We start from the raw sequence: 13,591 nt of genomic DNA on the forward strand, positions 1-13,591 counted from the left end.
GACAATTTGTTTAATTTTTATTAGACTGTTTTTAAACAAAAAGTTGAAATTAATTTGTGTTTTAGGATTGAATATGAATAAAGAACTTAAAAAAACTATTGAATTATTAGATGAGCTAATAAAATTTGATACTTCCAATCCAGTTGGTAATGAAAAAGAATGCGCTTTATATTTAGAAAATGTGCTAAAATCTTTTGGATTTACAACATCAGTACAAATTATTGATGGATATCCTAATAGAGCTAATTTAGTTGCTTCTATAGGCAGTAAGTTTGGTAAAAAATTAATGTATAATGGACATTTAGATGTCGTGCCTCCTGGAGATAATTGGAAAACCTCTCCATTTAATATTACTTTAAAAGATAATAAAATATATGGAAGAGGAACATGTGATATGAAAGGCGGAATAGCATCTATGGTTAGTGCTGCTTTACAGCTTGTAGAAGATGGTTTTAATTTTGATAATGGAGAACTTATTTTAGTTTTTGTTGCTGATGAAGAACTTAATAATTTGGGAATGAAACATTATCTTAAATCTTCTGAATTTGTGAAAGCTGATTATGCTATTATTTCAGAACCTACTAATGGGGAGTTTTGTATCGCTCATAGAGGAGTTGCTAGATATGAAATATCTATTAAAGGGGTAAGTTGTCATGCTGGAGTACCTGCAAATGGTATAAATGCCATAGTCAATGCTTCGCATGCTGTAATTAAATTGGATGAATTAAATAATAAACTTTCATTAAAAAAACATGAAATTCTTCCGCCTCCAACTTTAGTACCAACAATAATAAATGGTGGAACAAAAGATAATGTATTACCTGATGTTGTAAGAATAAATGTTGATAGAAGAACATTGCCTGATGAAGACCAATATACTTGTATGAAAGAGATAGAAGATTCTTTTTCAAGTTTAAAAAATAGTGTTAATGGTTTTAATTATGAAATAAAACCATATATATATCTCAAAGCAGGCTATATAAGCAAAAATAGTGAAATAGTTAATGAATGTTCTAAAGTATATAAAAATATTTTTAATAGAGAGGCTGTAGCTAATTATTTTGCTGCTTGCAATGAGCAAAATTTTTTAATAGAAGCAGGCATACCAACAATTATATACGGTCCTGGCGATCTGAATCAAGCGCATACAGTAGATGAATTTGTTACAACTGATTCTTTATATGAAAGTACTAAGTTTTTTTATGAGTTTGCAAAATCAGTTTTAAGTTAATCTAAGGAGGAAAATTAATGGTTAAAAAAAATTCATATCTTGAAAAATTAGAAATTATAGGAAATAAGCTACCAGATCCTGCTGTATTATTTATAATAATGGGAATATTTATTTTGATTTTGTCATTTATAGGCGGTAGTTTAGGATGGAGTGTAGTAAATCCAGCTACAGGAGAAACTGTAAGAGTTGTAAATTTATTATCATATAGCGGTATTAGAGATATTATAAATAAAATGTTAACAAATCTTTTAGGGTTTTCACCTATAGCTTCTGTAATTACTATAATGATAGGTATTGGTGTAGCAGAAGGTACTGGTATGTTGAAAGCACTTTTAACTATCAGTGTAAGCAAATTACCTAGAAATATAGTTATAGTTGCATTAATATTTATAGGTATAAATTCAAATATTGCTTCTGATTCTGGATTTATAATTTTACCTCCATTAGCAGCATTGATTTTTATATCTATGGGACAGCATCCATTTATTGGTATAGCAGCTGTATATGCTGCTGTAGCAGCTGGTTTTAATGCTAGTATATTTTTATGTACGGGTGATGTTCTACTAGCAGGTATAACAGAAACAGCAGCACGTATTATAGATAAGGATATTACTATTAACCCAGCTGTAAATTATTATTTTATGGCTATTTCTTGTTTTCCTTTAACTTTAGTAGGTACATTTGTAACTAATAAGTTTATTATTCCTAGATATAAAGATATGAGTAATATAGAACTTGGTGATGAAAGATTAGAAGAACTTAGTGATTTAGAAATAAAAGGTTTAAAAAGAGCTGGTATAGCATTTATAATTTTATTGGCCATTATTATAATAGGTATATTGCCAAACGGAGTTTTAAGGGATCCTTCAGGTACAATAATACCTTCTCCTTTAATAAATGGTACAGTATTTTTTGTTACAATCCTTTTTTTAATACCAAGTGTTGTTTATGGTAAAACAGTTGGAAATATTAAAAAAGATTCAGATGCTGTACGTATGGCGGCAAACGGTATATCAAGTATATCTAGTTTTTTGGTATTGGCATTTGTAGCATCACAATTTATATCTTGGTTTGGATGGAGTAACTTAGGTATATTTATAGCTATAAACGGAGCAGAATTTTTAAAAAGTATAGGATTAACATCAATACCATTAGCAGTATGTGTTGTACTATTATGTGCTGTAATCAATATTTTTATGGGCAGTCAGGTAGCTAAATGGGCTTTAGTTTCAAGCGTTTTTGTACCTATGCTAATGTTATTGGGTTTTGAGCCTGCATTGACTCAAGTTCTTTATAGAATAGGGGATTCTGTAACTAACCCTATAAGTCCATTATTCCAATTTTTCCCTATAATATTAAGTTATTTAAAGAAATATAATAAAGATGCAGGTATAGGAACAGCATTTACATTAATGCTTCCATATTCAATTTCATTTTTGATAACTTGGATAATTATGTTAGTTATATGGATATTATTAAATATACCTTTAGGACCTGAAGGTTATATATGGATAAAATAAAATAATAAAAATAAAGGATTTAACAATGAAAAAATATAAGTTAATATGTAGTGATTGTAAAGAAGTATATACAGAGGATATATACCAATGTACTAAATGTGGAGGAACTTTGCATTTAGAATATGATTTGTCAAATAAAGAAGATTTGATAAAGTCATTAAAAGAAGCTAAATCTTATTGGGATTATCATAAATTTTTTAGTCTTGATTTGTCAAGCAATATTATTACTATGGGAGAAGGCAGTACTCCTTTAGTTAAAGCATCTAATTTAGCCAAAGAGATAGGATTGAAAGAATTGTATTTGAAAAATGAAGCTTTAAATCCTACAGGAACATTTAAAGATAGATGTATGAGTATATCTATAAGTAAAGCTTTAGAATTAGGTGCTTCTGCTATAGTAATAGGTTCAGCAGGAAATGCAGCAGCATCTGCAGCAGCATATTCATCAAGAGCCAATTTGCCATGTTATGTTATGGTTCCCTCTTTTACACCAGCACAAAGATTAGCATTGATTATGCATTATGGTGCTAATGTCATACCTATAGATGGAAATGTTACAGATTGTATAGAACTTATTAGTAAAGTTTATAAAAAATACGGCTGGCATAATGTTACTACTGCATCTCATTATAATCCATTTCAGGCAGATTCAGAAAAAGCTATAGCTTATGAATTGGCAAAACAATTTGAATGGGATGTACCTGATTATGTTATAACTCCTATAGGAGGAGGCGGAATATTGTCAGGAGTGTATAAGGGATTTAAAGAATTAAAAGAATTAGGAATGATAAATAAAATTCCAAAAATGGTTGGAGCACAAGATGCAGGATGCAACCCTTTATCAAGAGCATTTAAAGAGAAAAAATCCCCTGAAAATATAGAAAGAGTAAAAAATGCTACTGCAATAGCTGTAGCTATAGCCGATGCATTTCCTTTAGATGGAAGAACTGCACTTAATGCTATATATGCTACAGATGGATATTCTGATGATGCTACAACAGATGAAATTCTAAATGCTCAATCTATTATAGGAAAGACAGAAGGAATTTTAGCAGAAACAGCAAGTTCTTCCACAGTAGCAGTTTTGAAAAAAATGGTTGCTAAGGGTATTGTAAAAGATACAGATAAGGTTGTTTGTGTTATTTCAGGCAATGGTATGAAAGAGCTTAATCTTATTGAAAAAAATACAAATATTCCTAAAGGCATAGAATGCAATGTGGATGAACTTGATAAATACATAAAAAATAATTTTTAATTCGATATAAATATTTACTATACAGCATACTTTATTATAAAATATGCTGTATAGTTTTTTGTATAATACTATTGAAAATTATTAATAATTATGTATTATTATATGTATTATTAAAAGAAGAGTTTTTAAATATATAATGAGTTATATAACTGATAATTTAGGACTGTTTTCCATTTTTGCAGAGTTAATTGTAAATCATTTTGGAGATGATTGTGAAGTTGTTATACATGATTTAACTAGAGAATATGATAATACAATAGTAGCCATATGGAATGGTCATGTTACAGGAAGAAAGGTTGGCGGATCAGGAACTAATACTGGTTTAGAAATATTGAGAGGAAGTGTAGAAGTTAAGGATAAATATAATTATCTAAATACTACTAAAGATGGTAAAATACTTAGATCTTCCAGTAAATATTTTAAAGATGAAAACGGAAAAGTTGTCGGAAGTATATGTATTAATATTGATATAACTAATTTGTTGGAAATACAAAAATATATAAATAAATTTGTGGAGCCTGTTATTAAAGAAGATTCAAAAGAAATATTCACAAGTAATATAGATGAACTTCTTGATACAATAATAAAAGAAGCTGTAAATAATACAGGAAAAAAATTAGAGGAATTAAACAAAGAAGATAAGATAGCTGTTGTGGCATATTTAGATAAAAAAGGTGCATTTTTAATAAAAAAATCTGTTGAAAGATTGGCTGATTTTTTAGGCATTTCAAGGTTTACAATTTATAATTATTTAAATGCTAAACATGATGAAGATTAATAATAATAATTTGATTTTTATGTTATACAAAATAAAAAGATGTTATAATAAATTTAATTTATAATTATAAAAGTTGACAATAGTTAGTTTTTGATATATAATGTAGGCAAAATATAATGATATCTAAAAAAATCTAATAAATAGAGGTGTAATATGTCAGGACACTCCAAGTGGGCTAGTATTAAACATAAAAAAGCCGCAAACGACTCAAAAAAAGGTAAAATTTGGTCTAAAATAGCTAAAGAAATAACAATTGCAGTAAAAGAAGGCGGAAGCCCAGATCCAGATCAAAATGCTAGATTAAGAATGGTTATAGTTAAAGCTAAAGGTACTAACATGCCTAATGACAATATAGATAGAGCTATAAAAAGAGGTTCAGGTGCTGGAGAAGGTGCTAATATTGAAGAAATGTCTTATGAGGGTTATGCTCCAGGAGGAGTTGCTATTATTGTAGATGTTGCTACTGATAATAAAAATAGAACTGCTGCCGAAATAAGATCTATATTTAGTAAAAATGGCGGAAACTTAGCAGAGAATGGTGCTGTTTCTTGGCAGTTTAAGAAAAAAGCTGTAGTAATGATTCCTGCTGCTGGCAACACTGAGGAAGGATTAATGGATATAGTTCTTGATGCAGGAGCTGAGGATATAGAGGAAGATGGAGAAGTATTTACTATTACTGGTCCTATGGAATCTTTATCTTCTATAGTTGATGCTTTGAAAGCTAAAGGAATTGAGCCTGAAAGTGCTGAAATAGTACGTGTTGCTGATAATACTATGACTATAGCTGAAAGTGATGCTAAAAAAGTTATGAAAATCATAGGTCTTTTTGAAGATCATGATGATGTTTCTGCTGTTGCTACTAACTTAGAAATTACTGATAATTTAATAGAAGAATAATATTTTATCATAAAATAAAAGCAATTATATACTTTATGATAACTTTAGGAATAGACCCAGGATTTGCTAGATGCGGGTATGCTTTTATAGAAGCTAAAAACTCCGCATATAAAATAGTAAATTCTGGGCTTATTGAAACATTTTCGAATCAACCATACAATAAAAGACTTTCAACGATATATACAGAATTAAATACTCTAATAAACAAATATAACCCTAATGATGCTGCTATAGAAGAGTTATTTTTTTCTAAAAATACAACAACAGCTTTAAAGGTAGCTGAGGCAAGAGGCGTTATAATATTGGCACTCACTCTCAATAATATTGATTTTACCGAATATAAACCTAAAGAAGTAAAATCCCAAATAACAGGAAATGGAAATGCCAATAAAGATGCTATGATGAAAATGGTTAATCTTTTTACTGGATCTAATATTATTCAAGATGATACTGCGGATGCTGTTGCTATTGCTTTGGCACATGCTTCAAGAAATAGAATTCTTAAATAAAAATTATTTTAATTTATATAAAAATATAATCTTTAATTATGCTTTTTATATAATTCAATCTATATAAAAAATTCTTATATTAGTTTCATAGTAAAACTAATATAAGAAATAATGATTTATATTAAATATCATCAATCATATAGATATTATCATTACGGTTTGTTCTTTGTTTTTCTGTTTCTTCTTTTGGATTATTTTCTTCTGAAATAGGTACTTCACCTGATTCTTGTTTTTGAAGTATTATTGTAGTAATTTCTGATTCATAACTTTTAATCATAGTATTATCAAAATTAGCTCCAAGAAGTAGCTCCCTTAATTGTTTTAAATCATATACATAAGTATATGTATGTTTTGCACTTCCTATTTGCTCTAAAGCCCTTATTGCTAATAAATCAGATGAAAGAAGTTCTTTTAAAAAGACAATGCTTCTTCCACTAACAATTTCACTATTAGTTAATGAATATACTTCAGATTCACCATATTTATTTAATATCATATTTCTAGGTTCATTTTTATCTAATCTATAAATTAAATCTATTTTGTCCTCATCATTAAATCTTTCTTTAAATAGAAGAGATGGTGTATACATATTGATGTTAATACTATCTTTAGTTATATTAATATATAAAGTATTGTAATTTAAACTGTTTTGTTCCTGTGCTTTAATATATAGAGATATTTCTTTTTCATCGGTAATAGGATCTATTTTTTCAACTATATTCCATTTTCCTATATCGCAGTATTGTGAATATAGTATTGACGATATTGCTAAAACAATAATAATAAAAATCATTTTTTTCATAAGGTAACTCCGTTTAACTCTTACTATATATATTATGATAGTTTTATGAATTTAAATCAATAAAAAATATATTTTTTTTGTAATTTTAGTTTACATAACTCGAGTATTAGTTTACATATTAATAAAAATTGATGAAAATCCTAATCTTTTATAAGCTGTCCATATTGTTTTTTTGTTTCTATGTAAGAGCTGTATAAATCATTTTTTATCGTTTCAACATTATATTTTTCACCATTAATTCGTGCATCTATTAATTTTGAATTATTATTTTCTATTTGAAATTTTAAAACAGATTTCCATTTATTATTAGCAGATGATATATTAACTGTAACATAATCATTACTATCTTCCCATTTTACATCATACCCAAGTTTAGAAAATACAGTGTCGATTATTTCTCCTATAGTGGCATCTCTATGCGGAAGAAAATAATTATTTCTTACAATATTAACTCTATAGCTTAAATTATTATTTTTTATATCTGGAATATTATTAAAATCGTTATTATTATTAAAATTATTATTGTTGTTTAAATTATTATTATTAAGATTTTGATTATTATTTGGTTTATAATAATTATTGTTGTTTTGATTATTATAAGTATTATAAGAATTGTCACTATAATAATTATTATCATTATGCTTTTTATATATATCGTATAATTTATCATCTATATTCTCAGTGCTATAAGCAATACCATCTATTTCAAGAGCATTTAATTCCCAAGAGTATAAATCTATTATTTTAAATTGTATGGTAACTTTTTCATTATCAGAATATGCATTCATATTAACATAGTCATTACCATCTACACCTCTTATTTTTTCCCATCTTACATTATCAAATATTGCTGTCATTATATCGCCAACTTTTACATCTCTATGTGATGAGAAGTAATTATCTTTTACAAGGCTTATAAATTGACTATCGCTTAGATTAAGGTTTTGATTATAATTATTTTGATTTTGTTTGCCAATATACTCTTGATATAAATTATATAATTCTTCCTCTATGTTTGATATATTATAAGGTTCATCATTAAGTTCAGCGGCATTTATATACCATCTATTATTAAGAATTCTAAATTGCAGTATAAATTTTTGAGAAGGAGTATCAGTTATCATATTAACATATCTATTACCATCTACGCCTTCTATATCTTCCCATATTACATTATCAAATATTGTATTTACAATTTCATTTATATTAACATTAGGGTAATTATTAAAGTTTCCATATTTTACTAAATCTATATTATATGATTGGGAAAATATATTTAAATATAATATAAAAAGCAGAAGCAATATTTTTTTTGGCATAAACAACTCCATACTTTAAATATATTTAATAATTAGATTAATTTCAATATATTTTTTAATTTTATTATATGTTGTAGTTAATAATATTATAAAATATTGTTTTGACTTTTTTAGTAATTAAATTATACTTTTTTTATTATTAATTTAAATTGGAGTATTAATATGGCTGTTTTAGTATGTGGAGGAGCTGGTTATATAGGCTCTCACGTAGTTAATGAACTTTTAAAGCAGAATATAGAAACTATTGTAATTGATTCTTTGGAGTATGGGCATAAAGAGGCTATTAAAGAATGTAAGAATTTTTATCATGGAAATATTGGAGATAGTGTCCTTCTTGATGAAATTTTTAAAAAACATGATATAGATTCAGTTATGCATTTATGTGCTTATATAGAAGTTGGAGAAAGTGTACAAAATCCTGCTAAATATTATCATAACAATGTATCTAATTCTATTAACCTTCTTAATGCAATGCTTAAAGCAAAAGTGAAGAATTTTATATTTTCTTCTACAGCAGCAGTATATGGAGAACCTGAGAAAATACCTTTGGAAGAGGACTGCAGAAAAGAACCTACTAATCCTTATGGAGATAGTAAATTGGCATTAGAGAAAATACTTTCATGGTATAGTAAAGCTTATGATTTTAATTATGTGGCTTTGAGATATTTTAATGCATCAGGTGCTCATCCGGACGGACATATAGGAGAAGATCATAATCCTGAATCACATTTAATACCATTAATACTTCAAGTGCCACTTGGCAAAAGAGAATCTATAAAGATATTTGGTGATGATTATCCTACACCTGACGGAACTTGTTTAAGAGATTATATTCATGTATGTGATTTAGCTTTGGCACATATTGCAGCTATGAATTATCTAAAAAATGGCGGAAAAAGTATTTCATGCAATTTAGGAAATGGAAATGGATTTAGTGTAAAAGAAGTTATTGAAGTAGCTAGAAAAGTAACAGGACACCCTATACCAGCAGAAGTTTGCCCTAGAAGAGCTGGGGATTCATCAGAACTCATTGCAAGCAGTAATAGAGCTAGAGAGATTTTAGGCTGGACTCCTACTATAGATTCATTAGAAACTATAGTACAAACTGCTTGGAATTGGCATAAAAACCATCCTAAAGGGTATAATGATAGATAATTTTTATTTTTGATTATAATTATTGCAAATTTTTTAGTATATTCTATAATTATACTGTAGAGGTATCAACTTATGGTAGAAAAAATTAAAAATTTTTACAATACTAAAAAAAAATTATTTTTCTTAATAATAATTTTATGGTTATTATTAACAGTGAGTTTAGGTGTTATTATAGGCTCTTGCTCTAAGCCTAAAGTTATACCATTAACGCCGGAAGAGGAAAATTCCAAAGCCATTAATAATATGAAAGAAGATGAAGAAAAAATTATAAAAGGAGAAATGCTTTCTACTAAGGACAATTTGACTTTTGAGGAATTAGAATACTCAAGAAATTATACAGAAAACCGAAAAAAATAATAAATTTAGGAGAGAATCATGCGTGTTTTTTTATATTCTTGTACATTAGTTATGTTTACTGTATTTAGCTCGCTTTTCGCTCAGGGAACTATAACTGTTCAGCCTGATGATAAAGTAGTAACTAATACAGTAGCCACCCGTATAAAAGGCGGTCCTATGGAAAAGGACTTAGTAAAATCTGTAGATTTGGCAGAGAATACTTTGTTTTCTATTAAATTAAATGCTACTAATTTTGACAGATATATACGTATAACAAGCTATTCTACAAATTTAGATTTTGTAAGATTTACTAGAGATAAAACTAATGCTTTTATTACTTTTAGAACATTGACTGCAGGTGTGGGCAAACTTGACTTCCAAGTTGATAATGAAGAAAACATAATAAGAAAATATTTTTACACTATTAATGTTACAAATGCTCAAGGAATGGCAGTTATGGAAACTAATACTGTATTAGACACAGACTCTACAAATGATATGTCTGCAACTAATATGATTAATACTAATAATGCTGCTACTAATAATACAGCAACTAATAGAATAAATAACGCTGCTACAAACAATACTGCTACTAATACAATAAATAATGCTGCTACAAACAATACTGCTACTAATAATACAGCTACAAATAGAGCAGCTAATAATATTGTTAATACTGATAATACAGTTGCAAACAATACAGCAGTTAATAATAATGCAAATACTGATCAAGCTAATACTCAGGCTTCAGTAAAAAAAGAAAATGCTAAAACTCCTGCAGAGGCTAATCCTGAAACAGTAGCTTTATTTAATTCTGCTGAAGACCTTAGAAATATAAAAGATTATAAAAATGCAGTTAATACATATAATAAAGTTATAAGCGAATATCCTGATTCTAAATATTCTGTATACAGCCATTTTAGAATAGGTGATATATATAATTATAATAAGGATTATACAAATGCCTTTGATATGTATCAAAAAGCATCTTCTTTGAAAGGTGCTAATAATGATGAAAAAGCAGCTGCTATATATTCTATGGGTGTAATAAAAAAATTAGAAAATAAACACGATGAAGCTATTGCTTATTTCAATGATGTTATGACTAAATATTCTAAAAGTTCAGTATATGGAAATGCTGCTTATGAAGTTGCTGATAGTTTAAAACAGCTTGGAAGAATGTCTGATGGTGCTTCTATATTAGAAAAATCTTTAGACGGAAATAAAAAATTCTCTAAACGCGGAGATGCTATATTACTTCTTGCTGAAATATATGAAAAAGGTGATAATAATGTAAGAGATTTTGATAAAGCTTATCAAACTTACAATCAGTATTTAACTGAGTATCCTACTTCTTCTAAAGCTCAGTATGCTAATGATAGAAAGAATTTCTTATACCGCAATGCTGTTAATTTAAGATAAAAAATATTTTTAATAAAAATTAAAAGCTCCTTAAGAATTAGTTTCTTTTGGAGCTTTTTTATATATAAGTATACTTATATTGTACAAATAGTACATTTTTTATAAAAAAATCAAAATAAATTTTGACAAAACTCAAATTTTTTAGTATATATTGTACATGAAACATAATTTGAAATCTGATTTGGAAAGACTAAAAAATAGAGGCATGCCTTTAGAAGAAGATGTTAAGTTATTAGAAAATAAATCATTAAAAGAACTTATTAAATGTTTGAATGATGATGACGCTATAATAAGAACATCTGCAGCCATAAATTTAAAACAATATATAAATAAAAGTAAAGTGTGCAGTAGTTTATTATCACAATTATCTAAAGAGAAAAGTTTGTATACTAAAATAGCAATATGTGAAACTCTACAAAATGGTAATATTGATACTGCAAGAAAAATGACTGAGTATATTGGTAAGATTGGAGATAATCAATATAAAAAATTACCAGAAAAAGTATCATTAAAAAAGACTTATCCAATGCCAAGAGATATAATAGCTAGAACATTATCAAAAATGAGTATAGACACATTTCCTATTTTAATAGAGGTTTTGGAAAGTGATGATTTAATGAAAGTTTATGAAGTTATAGATGCTTTCGGATTTATGGTTTTTTATAATAACAATTTATCTAATGATAAAAACCTCAATTATATAATCAACTTAATGGATAAATATAAAGATAATAAACTTGTTGTTTGGAAATGCATAACTTGTTTATCAGCATTTAATTTAGAAAAAAGCAAATATATATTAAAAAGTTTTCTAAATAATGATAATAAAGATATTTTATCATTAGAGGCTAAAAGGTCTTTATCTATACTAAACAAAAAAATTAAATAGAAATTATATAACATATAAACACTTGATAGATTAATAATTTCAATGTATTATTTTATACTAAAAAACTAATAAAAATAATTCATAATTAATAAATTTTAATTTAAGGAAAATATATGATTTATCCGGAATTTTTTACTCCATTTGTATTTCCGCCTAGCATACCTATATTAGGTGCTATTAGGTGGTATGGACTTATGTATATAGTGGGGATTATATCATCTTGTATTATTTTATATTTTGTAAAGAAAAGAGGCTGGATAAAATTCAATCTTGATGAAAAAAACGGCGGTATATATGATATGGTATTTTATGCTGCTGTTGGTGCTATAGTATGGGCTAGAATAGGTTATTTTCTTTTTTACTCACCTCAGAGTTTTTTAACGCCTTGGGAGATATTAGGAATCAATCTTGATAATGGTTTTACGTTTACAGGTTTTGCCGGCATGTCATTTCACGGCGGATTTATAGGAATGTTTATATCATTATTTATATTCAGCAAGAAATACAAATATGATTTTTATACCATTACTGATAATGCTACGCTTCCATGCAGTTTATGTTTATTTTTTGGAAGAATTGGAAATTTTATGAATGCTGAGCTTTACGGACGTGTTACAGATTCTTTTTTGGCAATGAAATTTCCTTTATATGATGCAGTAGGCGGATATGAAAGATGGGCAGCTATGCTTCCTGCTATAAGACCATATACAGAACCAAGACATCCTTCTCAGATATATGAGGCATTACTTGAAGGTTTGGTTCTTGCTTTAGTTTCTTTTTTAATAGGATATTTAAGTGAAAAAAATAAAAAAATAAGACCAGGTACTAGACTTTGGGTTTGGATTTTACTTTACGGACTTTTCAGAACTTTAATAGAACAATTTGCAAGGGACATTACAGAATGGACAGTAGGGCCAATCACAGCAGGTGCTATTTATTCTGTTCCTATGTTTATAATAGGAATTGTTATGCTTGTTTATATTTATAGAAGAAAAAATTATAATCCTGTACTTGAAGTAAATACAAAAGAAGGAAAAAAGAATAAAAAGAAATAAATTAATTAGAAATTAATTTAATAATAAAGCCTAGTATGATAAAAACATATTAGGCTTTTATTTTGTTTATATAATTCATTTTCAGCAATATTTTATTATTTAAATACTGTTTTACAATGCTATTTGTATCTATTATACGATAATCCGAATATACATACTGTTTTTACTTCCTTTCCTGATTCTATATCTTTTATGTTTTCTTTTGCTTCATTATTATCTTTATCTACTTCTAAAATCCTTTTATATGTTTTTAAAGCATTATCTTTTTGATTTAATTTTATATAAAGCTCTGCAATGGATTCTAAATAAAATATACTATCTTCATCATCTGTTATATTTTCTTCATATATTTTTATAAGCTCTTCATAAATATGTATGCTTTTATCTGGTTTTGAAACTTTTTGATAGAAAAATGCTAAATAT

At 27.2% G+C, this 13,591-nt stretch carries 14 protein-coding genes; 11 read left to right on the plus strand and 3 right to left on the minus strand.

The annotated features are described in order from the left end of the window. The first annotated feature begins 73 nt into the window (after positions 1–73). The 6 genes from T324_RS17300 (at position 74) to ruvC (ending at position 6,190) form a co-directional block, all read left to right on the plus strand. Positions 74–1,231 carry a M20 family metallopeptidase gene (locus tag T324_RS17300; RefSeq protein ID WP_051436845.1) on the plus strand — a complete coding sequence of 386 codons (1,158 nt, stop codon included), beginning with the start codon at positions 74–76 and terminating at the stop codon, positions 1,229–1,231. A 17-nt stretch (positions 1,232–1,248) separates the two neighbouring features. Then, complete coding sequence (locus T324_RS0111875; RefSeq protein WP_028330457.1) at positions 1,249–2,751, plus strand: AbgT family transporter; 1,503 nt, start codon at positions 1,249–1,251, stop codon at positions 2,749–2,751. A 25-nt stretch (positions 2,752–2,776) separates the two neighbouring features. After that, on the plus strand, positions 2,777–4,006 hold the full coding sequence (locus T324_RS0111880; RefSeq protein WP_028330458.1) for a threonine synthase: 1,230 nt from the start codon (positions 2,777–2,779) through the stop codon (positions 4,004–4,006). 136 nt (positions 4,007–4,142) lie between these two features. Next, entirely contained in the window at positions 4,143–4,784 is a 642-nt protein-coding gene (locus tag T324_RS0111885) for a helix-turn-helix transcriptional regulator (protein ID WP_028330459.1), read from the plus strand. A gap of 153 nt (positions 4,785–4,937) precedes the next feature. Then, positions 4,938–5,681: a YebC/PmpR family DNA-binding transcriptional regulator gene (locus T324_RS0111890; RefSeq protein WP_028330460.1), complete on the plus strand. Its 744-nt coding sequence runs from the start codon at positions 4,938–4,940 to the stop codon at positions 5,679–5,681. Positions 5,682–5,716: 35 nt separating this feature from the next. After that, positions 5,717–6,190, plus strand: coding sequence for a crossover junction endodeoxyribonuclease RuvC (ruvC, locus tag T324_RS0111895; protein ID WP_028330461.1), 474 nt, complete (start codon positions 5,717–5,719; stop codon positions 6,188–6,190). Positions 6,191–6,311: 121 nt separating this feature from the next. Here the strand turns inward: ruvC and T324_RS0111900 are convergent, their stop codons facing one another. Next, positions 6,312–6,992, minus strand: coding sequence for a hypothetical protein (locus tag T324_RS0111900; protein WP_028330462.1), 681 nt, complete (start codon positions 6,990–6,992; stop codon positions 6,312–6,314). Between the two features lie 140 nt (positions 6,993–7,132). Then, positions 7,133–8,311, minus strand: coding sequence for a hypothetical protein (locus T324_RS17785; protein ID WP_051436846.1), 1,179 nt, complete (start codon positions 8,309–8,311; stop codon positions 7,133–7,135). A gap of 162 nt (positions 8,312–8,473) precedes the next feature. On the opposite strand from T324_RS17785, the gene galE reads away from it, so the two are divergent. The 5 genes from galE to lgt all read left to right on the plus strand — a co-directional run bounded on the left by galE (position 8,474) and on the right by lgt (position 13,168). Then, positions 8,474–9,466 (plus strand): UDP-glucose 4-epimerase GalE, encoded by a 993-nt coding sequence (gene galE, locus T324_RS0111910; RefSeq protein ID WP_028330463.1) that lies wholly within the window; start codon positions 8,474–8,476, stop codon positions 9,464–9,466. A 72-nt stretch (positions 9,467–9,538) separates the two neighbouring features. Then, entirely contained in the window at positions 9,539–9,823 is a 285-nt protein-coding gene (locus tag T324_RS0111915) for a hypothetical protein (protein WP_028330464.1), read from the plus strand. An 18-nt stretch (positions 9,824–9,841) separates the two neighbouring features. Next, positions 9,842–11,224 carry a tetratricopeptide repeat protein gene (locus T324_RS0111920; RefSeq protein ID WP_028330465.1) on the plus strand — a complete coding sequence of 461 codons (1,383 nt, stop codon included), beginning with the start codon at positions 9,842–9,844 and terminating at the stop codon, positions 11,222–11,224. A 157-nt stretch (positions 11,225–11,381) separates the two neighbouring features. Further along, positions 11,382–12,113 carry a hypothetical protein gene (locus T324_RS0111925; RefSeq protein ID WP_028330466.1) on the plus strand — a complete coding sequence of 244 codons (732 nt, stop codon included), beginning with the start codon at positions 11,382–11,384 and terminating at the stop codon, positions 12,111–12,113. A 113-nt stretch (positions 12,114–12,226) separates the two neighbouring features. Next, a complete protein-coding gene (lgt, locus tag T324_RS0111930) occupies positions 12,227–13,168 on the plus strand; it encodes a prolipoprotein diacylglyceryl transferase (protein ID WP_028330467.1) in 942 nt (313 codons plus the stop codon). 119 nt (positions 13,169–13,287) lie between these two features. Here lgt and T324_RS0111935 read toward each other — a convergent pair. Further along, the coding region (locus T324_RS0111935; protein WP_028330468.1) for a tetratricopeptide repeat protein at positions 13,288–13,591 on the minus strand (304 nt) is incomplete at its 5' end.

The organism is Brachyspira alvinipulli ATCC 51933 (assembly GCF_000518245.1).
Taxonomy (GTDB): Bacteria; Spirochaetota; Brachyspiria; order Brachyspirales; family Brachyspiraceae; genus Brachyspira; species Brachyspira alvinipulli.